General features: G+C 51.3%; 16 protein-coding genes. 11 read left to right on the top strand and 5 right to left on the bottom strand.

The window, feature by feature from the left end; all coding sequences use genetic code 11:
- Nucleotides 1-206: 206 nt before the first annotated feature.
- Complete coding sequence (locus tag HEP82_RS11450) at nucleotides 207-1,076, bottom strand: MurR/RpiR family transcriptional regulator (protein ID WP_192458200.1); 870 nt, start codon at nucleotides 1,074-1,076, stop codon at nucleotides 207-209.
- Nucleotides 1,077-1,497: 421 nt separating this feature from the next.
- Complete coding sequence (locus tag HEP82_RS11445) at nucleotides 1,498-2,520, bottom strand: sugar kinase (protein ID WP_192458199.1); 1,023 nt, start codon at nucleotides 2,518-2,520, stop codon at nucleotides 1,498-1,500.
- 453 nt (nucleotides 2,521-2,973) lie between these two features.
- Here HEP82_RS11445 and HEP82_RS11440 point away from each other — a divergent pair, with 453 nt between their 5' ends.
- From HEP82_RS11440 to HEP82_RS11430, 3 genes are all read left to right on the top strand, one after another.
- Entirely contained in the window at nucleotides 2,974-3,330 is a 357-nt protein-coding gene (locus HEP82_RS11440; protein WP_192458198.1) for an Aca2/YdiL-like domain-containing protein, read from the top strand.
- 12 nt (nucleotides 3,331-3,342) lie between these two features.
- Nucleotides 3,343-3,909, top strand: coding sequence for a shikimate kinase AroL (gene aroL, locus HEP82_RS11435; RefSeq protein WP_192458197.1), 567 nt, complete (start codon nucleotides 3,343-3,345; stop codon nucleotides 3,907-3,909).
- Nucleotides 3,910-4,755: 846 nt separating this feature from the next.
- Complete coding sequence (locus HEP82_RS11430) at nucleotides 4,756-5,997, top strand: MFS transporter (RefSeq protein ID WP_192458196.1); 1,242 nt, start codon at nucleotides 4,756-4,758, stop codon at nucleotides 5,995-5,997.
- A gap of 201 nt (nucleotides 5,998-6,198) precedes the next feature.
- On the opposite strand, the gene HEP82_RS11425 is transcribed toward HEP82_RS11430, so the two are convergent.
- Nucleotides 6,199-7,101: a LysR family transcriptional regulator gene (locus HEP82_RS11425; protein WP_192458195.1), complete on the bottom strand. Its 903-nt coding sequence runs from the start codon at nucleotides 7,099-7,101 to the stop codon at nucleotides 6,199-6,201.
- Nucleotides 7,102-7,866: 765 nt separating this feature from the next.
- Between HEP82_RS11425 and HEP82_RS11420 the strand changes: the two genes are divergently transcribed.
- A complete protein-coding gene (locus tag HEP82_RS11420) occupies nucleotides 7,867-9,135 on the top strand; it encodes an MFS transporter (protein WP_192458194.1) in 1,269 nt (422 codons plus the stop codon).
- Nucleotides 9,136-9,203: 68 nt separating this feature from the next.
- Nucleotides 9,204-10,073 carry a quinate/shikimate dehydrogenase gene (gene ydiB / locus HEP82_RS11415; protein WP_192458193.1) on the top strand — a complete coding sequence of 290 codons (870 nt, stop codon included), beginning with the start codon at nucleotides 9,204-9,206 and terminating at the stop codon, nucleotides 10,071-10,073.
- A gap of 5 nt (nucleotides 10,074-10,078) precedes the next feature.
- On the opposite strand, the gene HEP82_RS20125 is transcribed toward ydiB, so the two are convergent.
- A complete protein-coding gene (locus HEP82_RS20125; RefSeq protein WP_269150424.1) occupies nucleotides 10,079-10,213 on the bottom strand; it encodes a hypothetical protein in 135 nt (44 codons plus the stop codon).
- Nucleotides 10,214-10,252: 39 nt separating this feature from the next.
- Here HEP82_RS20125 and aroD point away from each other — a divergent pair, with 39 nt between their 5' ends.
- The 3 genes from aroD (at nucleotide 10,253) to HEP82_RS11400 (ending at nucleotide 14,162) form a co-directional block, all read left to right on the top strand.
- Nucleotides 10,253-11,011, top strand: a complete 759-nt coding sequence (gene aroD / locus HEP82_RS11410; protein WP_192458192.1) for a type I 3-dehydroquinate dehydratase — start codon at nucleotides 10,253-10,255, stop codon at nucleotides 11,009-11,011.
- A 389-nt stretch (nucleotides 11,012-11,400) separates the two neighbouring features.
- Entirely contained in the window at nucleotides 11,401-12,996 is a 1,596-nt protein-coding gene (locus HEP82_RS11405) for an acyl CoA:acetate/3-ketoacid CoA transferase (RefSeq protein ID WP_192458191.1), read from the top strand.
- Nucleotides 12,997-13,010: 14 nt separating this feature from the next.
- Nucleotides 13,011-14,162: an acyl-CoA dehydrogenase gene (locus HEP82_RS11400; protein ID WP_012765007.1), complete on the top strand. Its 1,152-nt coding sequence runs from the start codon at nucleotides 13,011-13,013 to the stop codon at nucleotides 14,160-14,162.
- Between the two features lie 491 nt (nucleotides 14,163-14,653).
- Here HEP82_RS11400 and HEP82_RS11395 read toward each other — a convergent pair whose 3' ends face one another.
- Nucleotides 14,654-15,565, bottom strand: a complete 912-nt coding sequence (locus tag HEP82_RS11395) for an AraC family transcriptional regulator (protein ID WP_192458190.1) — start codon at nucleotides 15,563-15,565, stop codon at nucleotides 14,654-14,656.
- Nucleotides 15,566-16,189: 624 nt separating this feature from the next.
- Between HEP82_RS11395 and HEP82_RS20120 the strand changes: the two genes are divergently transcribed.
- From HEP82_RS20120 to HEP82_RS11385, 3 genes are read left to right on the top strand one after another with little or no spacing between them, the layout of a single operon-like run.
- Nucleotides 16,190-16,324, top strand: coding sequence for a hypothetical protein (locus HEP82_RS20120; RefSeq protein WP_269150423.1), 135 nt, complete (start codon nucleotides 16,190-16,192; stop codon nucleotides 16,322-16,324).
- 14 nt (nucleotides 16,325-16,338) lie between these two features.
- Nucleotides 16,339-17,103: an electron transfer flavoprotein gene (locus HEP82_RS11390; RefSeq protein ID WP_192458189.1), complete on the top strand. Its 765-nt coding sequence runs from the start codon at nucleotides 16,339-16,341 to the stop codon at nucleotides 17,101-17,103.
- A 21-nt stretch (nucleotides 17,104-17,124) separates the two neighbouring features.
- Entirely contained in the window at nucleotides 17,125-18,078 is a 954-nt protein-coding gene (locus HEP82_RS11385) for an electron transfer flavoprotein subunit alpha (protein WP_192458188.1), read from the top strand.
- Nucleotides 18,079-18,103 lie beyond the last annotated feature (25 nt).

The following is an 18,103-nucleotide window of genomic DNA, read 5'->3' as shown; positions in this document are numbered from 1 at the left end:
CAGGGATCCTTAGTGCCTCTATTCATAGTGTGTATACCCGTGATACGTCAGGCGGCAGGCGCGCGGGTTGCTCAGGCACTGAGGTGAGTCAGTGCCTGGGGTTGCGGCGTTGCCGGCTGTGGGGGCGCTATCCAGGTTCAAACTGGCGGCGCACATTACGCCTGTTTGCATGACACCTTGCGAAACAGGCGCTGATGTTGCTTCGGTTAACGTTCAAACTGCCCAAACTCCTGTTGTAGCTGCCGGTTGAGCGCCAGCCGCGCCGGAAGGTCCGGCCCCAGTTGTTCCACCACGGCGGACAGCAGCAGGTTGAACAGGCAACTGATGGGGGCCAGCGAATCCCAGAAATGGCCGGTGTCGGTTTTCACCTGCAGGAGATCCAGCGGGTAGTCGCGTGCCCAGGGGCACCAGATGTCGGTCACTAACGCCAGTGGTATCTGGCGCTCGCTGGCGACCCGACAAAATTGACGCGCGGCGACGGAATAGGCGCGGGTATCGGTGACGACCACATAGGGGCGTTCAAACCCTGAGTTGAGCGACTCCAGCCAGCTACCGGACGCGCCTTCGGCATAAATCACCCCGGGGCGCAGATATTCAAGGTGGCTGAAAAAGGCGTTGGCGACGCCGCGGGTAGATTGGATCCCGAGGATGAACACCGCTTGCGCTTGCGCCAGTTGTTGGCTGACGCGCGTGAAGGCGTCGCTCTGGGCGAGCTGGTAGACGTGGCGAATGGCGTCCAGTTCTAACTGCAACGCCTGTTCATCGCGATCCGGCAATGTGCGCTGTTGTTGCCAGGAGTCGAGCCGATCGGTCACGCCCCAGGGTTTGTAAGGCAGAAGGGTCGGCAGTTCCCGCAGGCTGTTGCGGGCATCGTCCAGATTGCGGTAGCCGAGTTTGCGCAGATAGCGCCCGACGGTAATGCCGCTGGTGCCGGTGGCGTGGGCGATGCTGTCGGCGGTTTCGAACGGGATCTGCTCCGGGTGGTTCAGCAGCCAGGCGCTGATGCGTTTTTCGCTCGGCGTTTGTTGGCTGAAAAGCGCCTCGATTCGCACGAAAAGTTCGGGTTTTCCAACCATGACGCCCTCGACTGTTATTGTGCTGTCATTATCTGACAAATTGTTATCTTGCTAACAATGCATGAGCCATGCCAGTTTTGACGTTGGGGTATCCCTTGTGGTGCGCTGTATTGACGGGGATGTACGGCCGGCGCCGCGATGCGCGCGGATCTGCGCTGTAAGTAGACCGCACGGCAGGCCGTTATCCGTATTGATGACGGCTTCTGGTGGTGGCGTGAGCGGCATGAATCAGATGAGGTACTGCCGGGTGTCGGCCCGATGAGTTGGCGATGGGTGCCCAGGCGCCGGGCGATTTGCCCGCTGTTGGTGCAGTCAGCCACAGATCATCAGCGTGATAACGAGGCGATGGCAAAATCCATACGGGGGGGCGGGGCGGAAGAGGCCCGGCCGACATCGCATCGGCCGGGCATGGGCGTGCGGGTTAACGGCTCAGGCTGGCGCCGCCGCCTTTCTTCATCACCGCACGGATATCCGACTCCTGCACCAGGTTCAGGTCGCCGCTGATGGTCAGCTTCAGCACGCTGGCGGCAATGGCGAAGTTGATGGCTTCCTGGTGGTCGAACTGGTGCAGCAGACTGTGCATCAGGCCGGCGCCGAAGGCGTCGCCCGCCGCCACACCTTCCATAACGTGCACGTTGTAGCGGTTGGTTTCATGGAACTGACCGTCGCTGAGCAACAGGCCCATCCACTGGCTGTCTTCCACGGAGCGGATGTTGCGCAGTACGCTGGCCACCCTTTTACAGCCCGGATAGCGGCGGGTGACTTCCAGCATCCCTTCCTTGAAAGCGTCGATCTGGTCGATGCCGCGGGACATGTCGCCGTCGAACGCCTTGATGCCCAGCGTGGCTTCAAAGTCTTCGTCGTTGGCGATACAGAGCGTGACGTAGTTCATCAGTGTGGACATCACCGCCTGCGCCCGTTCCGGCGACCACATCTTGCCGCGGTAGTTCATGTCGCACACCACCGGGATGTTGTGCTGCTGGCAATATTGGCAGGCTGCGGTCACGGCCTGTTCCAGTTCGGCGGAGATGGCGGGCGTGATGCCGGAAAAGTAGAAATAGTCGACGTCGCTGAAAATCGTCGGCCAGTCGAACTCTGTTTGCCGGGCCTCGGCGAAGGCGCTGCCGGCACGGTCATAGACGACGTTGGTGGAGCGGACGCTGGCGCCTTTCTCGAAGAAGTAAATCCCCAGGCGATTGCCGCCGCGCAGCACTTTTGCCGTGTCGACGCCGTATTTGCGCAGGGTCGACAACGCGGTTTCCCCCAGCAGATTGGCCGGTAATTTGGTCAGGTAAGCGGCATCGTTGCCAAGCAGCGAGAGCGAGACCGCAACATTGGCCTCGGCGCCGCCGTAGGCGGCTTCAAACACATCGGACTGGATAATGCGATTGTTGCCGAGCGGCTTGAGCCGCAACATCATTTCCCCAAAAGTAAGCACTTTCATTTTGTTGGTCCATTCAGAATGTACCCGCCGTCTTGCCGGCGCAGCGTACAGAGTTGCATCCTGCGCCTTGAGCGTTCGGGTATCGGCGGTGAGTGCATGATTAAATAACAAACCTGGGGGTATTTCATTAATAATTTTTTATCTATACCTATTTCAGGTTGTCGGTACGCTGATTTTCTTCATACCCCGTTGTTGAATTAAGTCGACGTCTACGCATTCGCGATTTTTTACAATGTGAAATACTAGAGGGATATTGACGTTGTTTTTAACCAAGGAATAATATTACCGGAACATGTCGGTTACATTGATAAACCACATGTCATTGACGTCGCTACGGAGATATTTACTCATCGCGCTTTTTTATTGGAGGTAATGTGATAATGATCATACCTCATAAAGAATGGAGATGATATTTATCAACCTTTCATCCTGATAATTTCGGAGTAATACACCATGAATCATCTGGAGCTACAGGCAATGCGCCAGCTTTTTCTATTGAGTGTAGATGAAGCTGCGCACTATATTGCCGGTGATGGGAATAGTGAAAAATGGTTAATGTGGGAGCGTGGCGAAAAGGAAGTACCTGCATCCATTATTGAACAATTTGAATCAATGAATAAAGAAAGAAAGAAGAGAATCAGCGCGATTATTGAAAAAATAAATAGTCGAATCGGCAATAACACCATGCGATCCTTTACTGATTTTGATGCTTTTCTTGCCGTTTATACCGACGGTGATTTCCTGGAGTGGAAAGTGTATCAGTCGGTTGCTAATGAGCTTTACTCACGCGATCTCGAACGATTGTGTTAAGGAAGAGGGTCAATGATAAATACGATCATACTGGTGGGGCCGCGGGCGTCGGGAAAAACGACCGTGGGGAAGATGCTGGCAAATCATTTGCAATTGAAATTTGTCGATACTGATGAAATGGTTCAGGCGAAAACCCGCCTGACGATTGCTCAGATTGTCGATCAGCAGGGATGGGAAGCCTTCCGTATGATCGAGAGTCAGATCCTGAAAGAGGTGGCCGTCGCCGGCTATGTCGTCGCGACCGGCGGTGGGATGGTTGTATCGGAAGCTAATCGCAACCATATGAAAAATAATGGTATTGTTTTCTATCTGTCGGCATCGGTAGAGACAGTGATCCGGCGGTTGAAGTCCAACCCGGCCGTGAACCAACGGCCATCGTTGACCGGGTTATCCATTACCGATGAGATTGCCAATATCATCAAGATCCGCGATCCCTTCTATCATGAGTCGGCGCATTTTGTGATTAACGCCAATGAGGAAAAAGAGCACGTCACCGAGGAGATTCACGCCATATACCGGATGTTGTTGCGTGAATCCGCCAGCAATATGTCACGTATTTCACCGTTTGGTGAACGCTGATCTTACAAAGAGGGCGGGGACGTTTATCCCCGTCATCCGCCAGGTTGCCGCTGTGCAGGCGTTATTATTCGGCCTGGCCGCCCTTCCTTTTGGGCTGCTGCCCGCTGCGTTTAAACCGTTCCCGACGAATTTACCGTTCTCCCGAATGACGACTGCAACCAGTATGTCTGAATGATGAGGAGGATATTGAGGTGAATGGAAATAAATAGATTTTAAGTGTGAAGTAATAGTGTATTCTGTTCTTCCACTGGGAACATACAATCTTGCATTTTATTTTTTAAACGCACTTTCGACATGAATTTTTGCCACAGAATAAATGTGTAAATTGTGCTTTTTTCATATATATCCGATGCCTTATCCTCCTTGTCTTTATTTTTATTCATCGTGCTTTTAGTGTTTTAATTTTGAAGGGTTGTTAAATAACGACGTGGATGTTGCACTGATGTTTTTATTTGTGTGAATGAAAATGATGGTTTGTTTTTTTATGTGCAGTGGCTCATAAAAAACCCTATAAAAATAATCTATGAATTGTAATTAAAAAAATAATTATTTATTTTGTAATTGAATTGATAGCATGAAAAAAGCAATGAATTAATCATTTAGCGCCGATCCCAGCAGGCGTTATTGGCGCAGCCAGTGTGAACATGGACAGCGCGCAGACAATATGCAACGCAGAGCGAACGGGCAACGCCATTTGTCCGGCCCAACGGGCGAGCGCAGCGAGTAAACCGGCGTGTACATGGAGTCCGTCAGAATGTCGCGCATTGCCAGGGCCAGCACGGTAAGTCGAATAGCTCTAGATGGGATGGGTTCTTAAATACGCTTTCTCTGAACCGAAGGTTCCGCATGAATAATCGTTATATACCAACGGCATTTGGTTTGTACCTCAATTATCTGGTACATGGTATGGGCGTCATCCTGATGAGCCTGAATATGCAATTTTTGGAACGTCAGTGGCAAACCGATGCCGCGGGCGTGTCCGTGGTCATTTCTTCGCTGGGGATCGGGCGGCTCAGCCTGTTGTTGATCGTTGGGGTGCTGTCTGACCGCTATGGCCGCAAACCTTTCGTTTACCTAGGGATCGTCGCTTATCTGATGTTCTTTTTGGGGATCATCAGCACCACCAGTATCGTCGCGGCATACTGCTTTGGTTTGCTCGCCGGGATGGCGAACAGTTTGCTCGACGCAGGGACGTATCCGTCGTTGATGGAAGCGTTTCCCAAGAGTCCGGGGACAGCCAATGTGTTGATTAAGGCATTCATTTCCTGCGGGCAGTTTTTGTTGCCGCTGGTGATTAGCGTACTGGTGTGGGCCAATCTGTGGTTCGGTTGGTCGTTCGTGCTGGCCGCCGGGATTATGGTGCTGAACGCCGTGTGCTTGTTCAAATATCCGTTCCCTCCCCATACGCGGCCGCCGGTTCAGATTCAGGCTGACGCGGATAGCGACGTGCAACCGGCTGCGGATAGCGCGATGACGAAAGGCAGTAATACCTACTCCATGCTGGATCTCGCCAGTTTTACCTTTTTCGGCTATATCGCCATGGCGACTTTTTATCTGGTGAGCCAATGGCTGGCCCAGTACGGGCAGTTTGTGGCGGGGATGCCGTATGAGACCTCAATTAAGCTGCTGAGCATCTACACTATCGGTTCGCTGTTGGGGGTGTTCATTACGGCGGGGCTGGCGAAGAATGCGGCCAATTCAAGTATGGTGTTGATGCTGTGTACCTTCATTTCATTAATCGCGCTGCTGGTGGTGTGTCTGTATCCCAGTGTGCCGGTGGTGATTGGCTTCTCGTTCGTGATTGGGTTTTCCGCCGCCGGCGGGGTGTTGCAACTGGGGCTGACTGTCATGGCGATGCGTTTTGCGAATGCCAAGGGCAAAGCGACCGCGATTTATTACAGCGCCGGCAGCGTGGCGACGTTCACCATACCGTTGGCGACCGCCCGGCTGTCGCAAATCAGCATCTCCAGTATCATGTGGTTTGATGTCGGCCTGGCGGCGGCCGGTTTTCTGACGGCGCTGTTTATCGGCTATCGCGATATGGAGGCCCGTCGCTGTTCTGTCAGTATGAAACAGATCGGCGCCTGATGTTCGGGGGGCGCCGACAAGGTGGTGTTGACCGAGTCGGGCGTTCCCATCACGCGGCGTGTCGCTACGGCCGGCAATCCCATGTGTGAAAAGCATTACCGGTAGGATGACGCTGAAGCCGCTACATTTCCGATAATCTCCTCCGCGAGCGCCCCCCAACCTGATGTCAGCGTTGGGGGGCGCTTTGTGATTTCAACCGGTCTATTTCAATTCCATCGACTGGCAAGCATTAAGGACAAACTGTTTAAACGACACGGCTGCCGGCGATAGCGTGCGGTCTTTGTGCGTTGCCAGATAGACGTAGCGCGTTTGGCCGGGGTTGCGAAGGCGCATAACCTGTACGTTGGAGTGCGAAAGGGTACTGATGCGCGGCATGATTGCGATGCCGTAGTTGATGCTCACCAACCCCACCATCGCGGTATCTTCCTCCACATAACAGGCGATTTCGGGGATCAGTTTTTTCTGCATGAAGATTTTGTCGATGAACTGCCGCAGCCCGCTTTTCTGGGAGAAAAAGATGAACGGGTAGGCAATGGCGTCCTCCAGATCGATTTCGCTGTCGTCGCGTTGTGCCAGCGGGTGGTCGCGGGATGTCACCAGCACCAATTCCTGGCTGATCAAGGGGATGAATTCGATATCCGGCTCGTCCGGAATATGGGAACAAAGCGCCATATCGAATTTATCTTCCTTGAGATCCTGCACAATCGACAACGTCGTGCCCTGGAAAAACGAGAATCGTTTATTTTTATTTTCGGGAATGTGAATAAAACGATCGATTAATTGCGGCACCACGGTTTCCCCCATGGTGTAAATAAATGCCAGATTGATGACTTCATCATGCGGCGCGCACATTTTCTTCAACGCCGTGCGGCCATTTTCCAATTCAAGCAACGCGCCTTCGACATAGGGTAAAAAGATTTTCCCACTTTGGGTAATACGGACGTTGCGCCCGTGTCGTTCAAACAAGCTGACGCCCAGCTCTTTTTCCAGCTCGGAAATGGCATGGCTCAGCGACGGTTGCGTAATGTACAGGCTGGATGCCGCTTCGGTATAGTGCTGTTTCTCCGCCAGTCGTTTGAAATAATGCAGTTGTTTTAAATTCATTCGGGCTCTCATGAAGTCAGTGCGGTGCGAAGCTATGTCGCCTAATAATATCAACATACTGCAATGCGTTGTGGTGTGCCGCAGATTAAATCACATTACGAGTCAGTCGGTTGTTTCAATAGTGACCGTGACCCGGCGGAGAGAACGCGACGCAGTACCTCAATGCAATATTATTATGGCGCCGTGCAACATAGCATGTCTTTTGGCACCGCGAATGCAGGAAAATAAGGTAAATGGATTGTTAATTGAAAACAGCTCAGTTGCATCTCTCAAACGGTGTCTGAAAGCGGCGGGAGAGGCGGTACTTCCCCTTATTTTTCATTTTCATTTATTAATGCAGACTTGCTCACAATAACGGCATGTGATGTTTTTTTACTGCGGGTGTTGGCATAAAAAATGATGCTTTATGGATGAGAGAGAAAAATAAATTTGATGCGTGTCGCATTATTCTTATTTGGCGCACATTGTACCAGCGATAGCCTCTTTCAGTATGATGATGTGGTGATTTTGTAAAATAGAACACAAATCATCAACACCGGGTATTAACGTCTAAAGTTATGGGCTGCAATAAAGTTTGCAACAAAAACTTTATTGGATGTATTTATCATTGTCAGGGTCGTGTACATTAAATACAGATAATAATTTAGCAATATTTTACGAAGCGAAACACTCAGGAAAATAAAAGAAAAAAAGAGAAGTAAGACGGCAGAATAATTTGTGCAATAAAAACTGTACAACGAAAAATCACTATAAACGGAGAGAAGTATGAGCCAGAATAAGGCCTTCAATTCGCCATTTTTATTAGCTGTCATTGGCATATATCTAAGTTATTTCCTTCATGGTATCAGCGTCATCACCCTGGCGCAGAATATGACGAGTCTGGCGGCAAAATTCGGTACAGACAATGCCGGAATTGCCTATCTCATTTCAGGGATTGGTCTGGGGCGGCTAGTCAGTATTTTGTTCTTCGGCGTGATTTCCGATAAGTTCGGCCGCCGCGTGTCGATTCTCATCGGCGTAGCGCTGTATGTCTTGTTCTTCTTCGGTATTCCTTCCAGCCCGAACCTGATCGTGGCCTTTATTCTCGCGGTCTGCGTCGGTGTCGCCAACGCCGCGTTGGACACCGGGGCGTATCCGGCATTGATGGAAGCCTATCCTAAAACGTCCGGCTCGGCGGTTATCCTGCTTAAGGCGATGATCTCTTTCGGTCAGATGTTCTATCCGATATTGGTCGGCTACTTGATCTCCAGCAATATCTGGTACGGCTACGGCATCATCCTACCGGGGATTGCGTTCCTGCTGGTGTCGTTGTTGGTCGTCCGGAGCAAATTCCCGAGCCAGTTGGTGGATGCCAATGCCATCAAAGATTTGCCGCAGATGAATCAGAAACCGCTGGCCTGGCTGGAAGGTGTGGCGTCCATCGTGTTCGGCGTGGCTATCTTCTCCACCTTTTACGTGATCGTGGTCTGGATGCCGAAATATGCCGCCGCCTATGCGGGGATGGCGGAAACCGATGCATTGAAAACCATCTCCTATTACAGCATGGGGTCGCTGGTTTGCGTATTCGTCTTCGCTCTGTTGTTGAAAAGCATGGTGCGCCCCGTCTGGGCCAATGTGTTCAACTCTGCATTGGCGGTAGTGGCCAGCACGGTGATTTATCTGTATCCGTCAGCGATGGTGTGTAACGTCGGCGCATTCGTTATCGGTTTCTCGGCGGCTGGCGGGTTGTTGCAACTGGGCGTCTCCGTGATGTCCGAGTTTTTCCCGAAAAGCAAAGCCAAAGTCACCAGCCTGTATATGTTGATGGGCGGCCTGGCGAATTTCGTGATTCCGATTATTACCGGCTATTTGTCCAAGATTGAATTGAAATACATCATTCTGCTGGATATCGGTTTTGCTGCTGTATCGCTGCTCACCGCATTTATCGTTTTCGTTCGCTACTACAAAGTATTCAATATTCCTGCGAATGACGTTCGTCTGGGTGAAGGCATGTTTTCAGTGAAGAATGCCAATAACCGACCGTCGCATTCATAAGCAGAGTCCCGCGTCATTAATGATGGCGCGGGGAGCAAGAATCATATTCATAGCGTAAGGAGTTTATAATGGATGTAACTGCAAAATATGAACTGATCGGCTTGATGGCTTACCCCATCAGACACAGTCTTTCGCCTGAAATGCAGAATAAAGCGCTCGATAAAGAAGGCCTGCCTTATACCTATATGGCGTTTGAAGTGGATAACGAATCCTTCCCGATGGCTATCGAAGGTCTTAAGGCGCTGAAGATGCGTGGTACGGGTGTTTCTATGCCCAACAAGCAGTTGGCCTGCGAATATGTGGATGAACTGACCCCAGCCGCCAAGCTGGTGGGGGCCATCAATACCATTGTGAACGACAACGGTTATCTCAAGGGCTACAACACCGACGGTACCGGTCATATCCGCGCTATCAAGGAAAGCGGTTTTGATATCAAGGGCAAAACCATGGTGTTGGTGGGTGCCGGCGGTGCCTCCACCGCGATTGGCGCTCAGGCGGCGATCGAAGGCATCAAGGCCATCAAGTTGTTCAACCGCAAGGATGAGTTCTACGACAAAGCACTCGATTTCGCCAAACGGGTGAATGAAAACACCGACTGTACCGTGACCGTTCACGACTTGGGCGACCAACAAGCGTTTGCCGATGCCATCGCCACCGCCGACATCCTGACCAACGGAACCAAGCTGGGGATGAAACCGCTGGAAAATGAAAGCCCGGTTACAGACAAAACCATGCTGCGCCCGGAATTGCTGGTGACGGAATGCGTGTATAACCCGCATATCACTAAATTGCTGCAGATGGCGCAGGACGTTGGCTGTAAGACTGTCGATGGTTACGGTATGTTGCTGTGGCAGGGAGCTGAACAGTTCAAACTCTGGACCGGTAAAGACTTCCCGCTGGAATATATTAAAGAGGCCATGGGGTTCACTGGGAAATAACCCGGTTATCGCCGGTTGACCGTGGGCGCCTGAGCGACATGCTGTGCGTTCAGCCCGCCCCGGCGTATTAACGCGGCGACCTTGGCCCGGCTAGGATGGCGTATGCCGCCGCGGTGCGCCAGACTGGCTGAAGTAAACATTATGACTCCCTGAGCGGGGCATCAACCGAAGAGAACAGCATGAAAACCGTAACTGTGAAGAATCTGGTGATTGGGGAAGGCGCCCCCAAAATTATCGTGTCATTGATGGGGAAAGAGGTGTCTTCCGTGGAATCGGAAGCGCATTACTACCGAGATTTCGACTTCGACATCCTGGAATGGCGCATCGATCATTTTAATAATCTGGATAACATCGACAGTGTGCTGGATGCGGCCCACAAGCTGCGTACCATCATTAGCGACAAGCCGATTCTCTTTACGTTTCGCACCGCGAAAGAAGGCGGCGAGAAAGAGATCGCCCCGCAAGCCTATATCGCGTTGAATAAGCGGCTGATTGACAGCGGTCTGGTGGACATGATCGATCTGGAGCTGTTTACCGGCGACCAACTGGTGAGTGAAACCATCGCCCATGCCCATGCCAAAGGGGTCAAAGTGGTGATGTCCAACCATGATTTCCACAAGACGCCGCCGAAGGACGAGATCATCAAGCGTTTGTGCAGGATGCAGGAACTGGGCGCGGATATTCCCAAAATTGCTCTGATGCCGCAGAACAAGAGCGATGTGCTGACGCTGTTGTTGGCCACGCAGGAGATGTCCGAGCTGCATGCGGATCGCCCAATCATTACCATGTCGATGTCCAAAACCGGGGTGATTTCGCGGTTAGCGGGTGAAGTATTCGGGTCTGCGGCCACATTCGGCGCACTGAAAAAAGCATCCGCACCGGGTCAGATCGCTATTAAGGATTTGCGAGCGGTGCTGACGATTTTGCATGAAGCCTAAATCGATGTGAATGAAGGTGAATATTCGGGCGTCGCAAGGCGCCTGAATAAAAGAAATATCGAACAGTTAAACCGGAGCGTACCGGAAGTACGTGAGGGTTTCGAGCACAGCCCAGGGCTAAAATGGCAAGTGAAATAGTCCTAATGGGATAGGCTCTAAGCGTTAATGAATATTTTAATGTAATAAGCACGAACGCCTGCTCATTATCAATAAACGGGAAATAGACGAATTATTATTGATGAGTCTATGGGTAGGGATATTTTTATTCAAAAATCACCGCGTATTTATTACGTATAAGTCATACATGGAATGCGTTATTTAATGTCGCTTCGTTGTGTCACATTTTTGAATAGAAAAATAATTCAATTCGGCCTGAATCAGGAGTAATTATGAAGCTGGAAAAACCGAAAAGAGTCAATGGCAGGGTCCCGGTACTATCTGCCGAAGAAGCTGTTAAATATATTCCGGATGAAGCCACGCTTTGCGTATTAGGCGCCGGCGGCGGCATCCTTGAAGCCACGACATTAATCACCGCGCTGTCCGAAAGATATCAAAATACGCAGTCGCCGCGTAATTTGTCATTGATCAGCCCGACCGGCCTGGGGGATCGCGCCGAGCGCGGTATCAGCCCGCTGGCGAAAGAGGGCCTGGTGAAATGGGCACTGTGCGGCCACTGGGGGCAGTCGCCGCGTATCTCTGATCTGGCTGAGCAAAACAAGATTGTTGCTTACAACTATCCGCAAGGGGTGCTGACCCAGACCCTGCGCGCCGCCGCGGCGCACCAGCCCGGTATCCTGAGCAACATCGGTATCGGCACCTTCGTCGACCCACGCCAACAGGGCGGGAAGCTCAATGAAGTCACCAAAGAAGAGCTGATCAAACTGGTCGAAATCGACAATCAGGAATACCTGTATTACAAGGCCGTTGCGCCGAACATCGCCTTTATCCGCGCCACCACCTGCGACAGCGAAGGTTATGCCTCGTTTGAAGACGAAGTGATGTATCTGGATGCATTGGTGATCGCGCAGGCGGTTCACAACAATGGCGGCATCGTGATGATGCAAGTCCAGAAAATGGTGAAGAAAGCCACGTTGCACCCCAAATCGGTGCGAATTCCCGGCTATCTGGTGGACATCGTGGTTGTCGATTCCGCGCAGACCCAGCTCTATGGCGGCGCGCCGGTCAATCGCTTCATTTCCGGCGACTTCACGCTGGATGACAGCACCAAAATGGATATCCCGCTTAACCAGCGCAAACTGGTTGCCCGTCGTGCCCTGTTTGAAATGCGTAAAGGCGCGGTCGGTAACGTGGGGGTAGGGATTGCTGATGGTATCGGTCTGGTGGCGCGTGAGGAAGGATGTGCAGATGACTTCGTTCTGACGGTGGAAACCGGCCCGATCGGCGGTATCACCACCCAGGGCGTAGCGTTCGGCGCCAATGTGAATACGCGCGCTATTCTGGATATGACCTCGCAGTTTGACTTCTACCATGGCGGTGGTCTGGACGTGTGCTATCTGAGCTTCGCGGAAATCGACCAACACGGTAACGTCGGCGTACATAAATTCAATGGCAAGATCATGGGAACCGGCGGGTTTATCGATATCAGCGCCACGTCGAAGAAAATTATTTTCTGCGGCACCCTGACCGCCGGCAGCCTGAAAACTGCGGTGGGTGATGGAAAACTGAGTATTACCCAGGAAGGGAAAGTTAAAAAATTCATTAAAGAAATACCGGAAATTACCTTCAGCGGGAAAACGGCGCTGGAGCGTGGCCTCGACGTTCGTTATATCACTGAGCGTGCGGTATTTACCTTGAAAGAAGATGGCTTGCATTTGGTCGAAATTGCGCCCGGTGTCGATCTGGAAAAAGACGTTTTGGCCCAAATGGACTTCACGCCAATTATTTCCGGCGATCTGAAGTTGATGGATGAAAGAATGTTTCACGACAAAGTCATGGGATTTGTTTTGCCTGAAGCAGATCAATAACAGGAGTAAAGAAGATGAACTTTGCCTTAACCGAAGAGCAAGAACTGTTGCTTGCCAGTATTCGGGAATTAATTACCAATAATTTCCCGGAAGAGTATTTCAGAACATGCGATCAGACCGGGACTTATCCCAAAGAGTTTATGAAAGCGTTGTCTGATAACGGTATTTCCCTGTTGGGCGTGCCGGAAGAATATAACGGCATTCCGGCTGACTATGTCACCCAGATGCTGGCGCTGATGGAAGTGGCGAAATGCGGTGCTCCGGCATTCCTGATCACCAACGGGCAATGTATTCACAGTATGCGCCGGTTCGGCTCGGCAGAGCAGCTGCGCAAAACGGCGGAAAGCACGCTGGCCACCGGCGACCCGGCTTATGCGCTGGCGTTGACGGAACCGGGCGCAGGCTCAGACAACAGCAGTGCCAGTACGTCTTATACGCGCAAAAACGGTAAAGTGTATCTGAACGGCCAGAAAACCTTCATTACCGGGGCGAAGGAGTACCCCTACATGCTGGTGCTGGCGCGTGATCCTGAGCCGAAAGATCCGAAGAAAGCCTTTACCCTGTGGTGGGTGGAATCGAACAAGCCGGGCATCAAGATCAACCCGTTGCATAAAATCGGCTGGCATATGCTGAGCACCTGCGAAGTCTACCTGGACAACGTTGAGGTGGATGAAAGCGATATGGTCGGCGAAGAAGGCATGGGCTTCCTGAACGTGATGTACAACTTCGAAATGGAACGCCTGATCAACGCCGCGCGCAGCGCCGGCTTTGCCGAGTGTGCGTTTGAAGATGCCGCCCGTTATGCCAACCAGCGTATCGCGTTCGGCAAGCCGATCGGCCATAACCAGATGATCCAGGAAAAACTGGCGCTGATGGCGATCAAAATCGAAAACATGCGCAATATGGTGATGAAAGTGGCCTGGCAGGCGGATATGCACCAGTCGCTGCGTACCAGCGCCGCACTGTGCAAATTGTACTGTGCCCGTACATCGCTGGAAGTCATCGACGATGCGATCCAGATCATGGGCGGCCTGGGCTATACCGACGATGCGCGCGTTTCCCGCTTCTGGCGTGATGTGCGTTGCGAACGTATCGGCGGCGGTACCGACGAAATCATGATTTATATCGCCGGTCGTCAGATCCTGAAAGATTATCAGGACAAGTAAGCATCCTCAGTGTGGTTCACTCTCTACGGGTGAACCGCCATGCTGTTGCGACAGGTATTACTGCCTGTCGCTTTTTTGCTGTAGGTATCCTTTTCCCTTCTCCCCACCCATGTTCTTTTGGGCTTTTCTTTTCATCTGGTGTGGCATATCGCAAGTATAAGTACCTGCCATACTTCATGTTGCCGGTGGATTGGGTCATTCGAATGACTTACCGGGGTCGTACCCTCGTGGTTCACTCACTTGCCGCTTTTCTGCAACTCGAATGATGGCCGGTAATTTTATGGGAAATTTTATTTCGACAGAGATGAAATATGCCGCTGTCCTTCTGTTAAATAATGACCTCTTACACCTACAGTGTTATTTCCGAGCAGGGTTTTCCATAATGATGGACGTATTTTTTAATCATTAATATAGGGTTATTCAACGTGTTGATGCGGCAGATAAGAAAATAGAATGCCCAGACAGCGTGTGTCGGGGCATGGGGAGTAAGGTTAAATCAGAATTTCTTCACTATCGTCAAACTGCGTCATATATTCCAGACTGCCGAGGTCATTTTTAAACTGCTTCCGGTATTCTGATGGCGAACAACCGACATGCCGGATAAAGAGTTTTGTGAAGTGATCGACATTATCGTATCCGACTTTAAATGAGATTTCATTCAGGCAAAGCTCGGTGTTGGTCAATGAAAACTTCGCTTCGGTAATCCGACGTTTAATAACATAGTTAATGGGCGATATATGGTATTCTTTGGTGAATTCGTGGCAAATATAGCTGACGCTGGCGCGGAACTTTTTCGCTAATTGCTCCAGCGTGATTTTTTCCCGATAATTACTGTTAAGATAAACTAAAATATCTTTGACTAGGACATCTTTTTTGATATAGCTCAGTTCGGAGCGGCCGGCATTTTTGAAATTTTCATAATAAAGCACGGCCAGTGCGTAACTAAACGCATCATAGACCAACGACGAGGCGTTATTGCCTTGGCGTGGCAACAGTAAACTGATTTCCTGAAAGATGCTTTTGATGACGTCTTTGTTCTTCACCATGGAGGCGACGGGGCATGAATGCGGCGGCATGAGCTGGCCTTCTTCCATCCCGTTGATTTTAAATCCATAGATGGCACAGGTACAGGTTGTGGCGGGGGAGGCGGCGTCGGAGGCCACCGTGTGCAGGCTGCCGCGCTCTATCACGATGATATCGCCGGCGCGGGCAATATAGCTGGAGGAATCAATCGTGAGATTAACCACGCCTTTTTTGACATAAATCAACTCGGTTTCAGCTTCATGAACATGATGACCGGATTCCCAGTTGGGATCATCGCTAATAACATAGCGGGAGAGTTTTGGCGTCAAGCCGTTTTCAAAGATGGAATCCGTTCTATTATCAAAGTTGCACTGATACATAATGACTTCCCCATGTAGCTGTAAGCTGCAAGTCAATTACTGAATGGTTCAATCGAGTAGCTGGAAACAATATATAACACGAAAAAAACCAACCCCAAAACAAGATTGTTTGTATGGAATGCAAGATTGTGCACTGGTGCAAATAATGGATGTTTTTATTTTTCATTAATAAAATCTATAGATTCATGCATAAAAACTATGAAATGGGTGGTGAGAGGAGTACAAAACGAACATATAACATTCATAATGCGGCGAGATATTTATTTTGAATTGAAACCATCAAAGAAAAAAAAGAGTATATCGAAATAAACATGATGACCATCACAACTTACTGGCGTTATTTTATATTTCATCATTGCGATGACATAACACGCTTTTTTCTTTATCTTCCACAGAGTGGAGATAAACAGAAAACAATTAATTAACACATTGTCTGGGTTGGCATTTTTTTCTGCAAGATAGTTGGTGACGAAAACATATTATCATGTCGTATTTTATTGGCGGCGGCATCAATATATCAACCTAGTAGATTCCTTTGAGAGAAAGAGTTTTCTATACCCGGTTGTATTCCCCATCCAACATTGGGGCGCAGCGTTATAGAGAGTCTTTAATACGGAGAAAAACATGAGTCAATCAAACATCTCTCCATTTTCTTTATTGCCGGCGACCGGCATCTATCTGAATTGTTCCGTTTGCCCATTGGCTTATCGTCATTCAGGTACGGACGCCTTCACCGCCAACCCCAATATTCGTGATTGACGATAGGAGATACCATGAAAATTATAACCTGCTTCAAGCTGGTACCCGAAGAGCAAGACATTGTGGTTACTGCAGATCGGACGCTGAATTTCGATCGCGCGGACGCCAAAATCAGTCAGTTTGATCTCAATGCCATTGAAGCCGCTACCCAACTGGTGGGTGACGACGGCCAGGTCGCGGCGCTCTGTGTCGGCGGCAAGTACCTGGATAACTCCAAAGTGCGTAAGGACGTGTTGTCACGCGGCCCGCATGAACTTTATCTGGTTCAGGACGCACAGTTGGAAAACGCGCTGCCCAAAGACACCGCGCAGGCGATCGTTGCCGCCGCAGGTAAAATCGGGTTCGATCTGATGCTATTCGGCGAAGGCTCCGGCGATCTGTACGCCCAGCAGGTGGGTCTGTTGGCCGGGGAACTGTTGCAGGTACCGACCATCAATGCGGTCAGTAGCATCCAACTGGACGGTAATCGCGTCATCGTCGAACGCACGCTGGAAGAAGAAGTCGAGGTGCTGGAGTTGACGCTGCCGGCGGTGCTGTGTGTGACGTCCGATATTAACGTGCCCCGCATTCCTACCATGAAAGCCATCCTCGGCGCCGGGAAAAAACCGGTTACGCAGTGGAAAGCCGGCGATGTCGAGTGGACGCCGAGCGCGCCCTTTACCGAACTGGCCACCATCCATGTGCCGCCTCAGGCTGAACGCAAACATATCATCATTGAAAGCGATTCACCGGAAGCGGTGGCCGAACTGGCTGAACATCTGAAGAAAGTGCTGAACTAACCCGGACGGAGAAAAATCACCATGAGTAAATTAGCCAATGTATGGGTGTTCAGCGATAACACCGATCGCTATGCCGACCTGATGGCCGGCGCACGTCAATGGGGCGAACGTGTCGACGCACTGGTTCAGCATGACGGCGTAGTGCCGGCGGTGAAACCGTTGGGTGCGGATGCGCTCTACGTACTGGGTGTGAATGCGGAAAATCAGCGGATTGAAAACTATGCCGAGACGCTGGCGTCCGTAGTAGAAAAACCGGCGGACGGCGCCCGTACCGCGTCGTTGATCCTGTTGTCCGCCACCAAACGCGGCAAAGCGTTGGCTGCACGTCTGAGCATTCTGTTGAATGCCGCGTTGGTTAACGATGTCACCACCTTGAGCGTGACGGATGACGGCGTATTTGCTGAACACCGCATGTACGGCGGCCTGGCCTTCGGCCGTGAAAAAATCAATACCGCGATCGCCATCGTGACGCTGGCACCTGGTGCGCTGGAACCTGTCGCCGCCAACCCGGCACACGACTGCCCGGTGTATCAGGCCAGCTATGTCGCGCCGCGTCAGGAAATCCTGTGCAAGGAACGTCGTGCCAAATCGCTGAGCAGCGTCGACCTGAGCAAAGCCAAACGTGTGATCGGCGTCGGCCGCGGTCTGGCCGCTCAGACCGATCTGAGCATGGTGCAGAACCTGGCGAATGTGATCGGCGCGGAAGTCGGCTGTTCCCGTCCGATCGCCGAAGGCGAACACTGGATGGAACGCGAACGCTACATCGGCGTTTCCGGCGTGCTGCTGAAATCCGATCTCTATCTGATGCTGGGTATTTCCGGCCAGATCCAGCACATGGTGGGCGGCAACAGCGCGAAAACCATCGTCGCCATCAACAAGGATAAGAATGCGCCGGTCTTCAAATACGCCGACTACGGTCTGGTTGGGGACATCTACAAAGTCATCCCCGCCCTGATTGAGCAGTTGACCCGTTAATGACGCATGTCCCGCTGCTTTACCG

The sequence above is a fragment of the Musicola keenii genome, assembly GCF_014855505.1.
In the GTDB taxonomy this organism is placed as follows: Bacteria; Pseudomonadota; Gammaproteobacteria; order Enterobacterales; family Enterobacteriaceae; genus Musicola; species Musicola paradisiaca.
The sequence above is the reverse complement of the archived record's forward strand: the minus strand, read 5'-3'. Positions and strand labels throughout refer to the sequence as shown.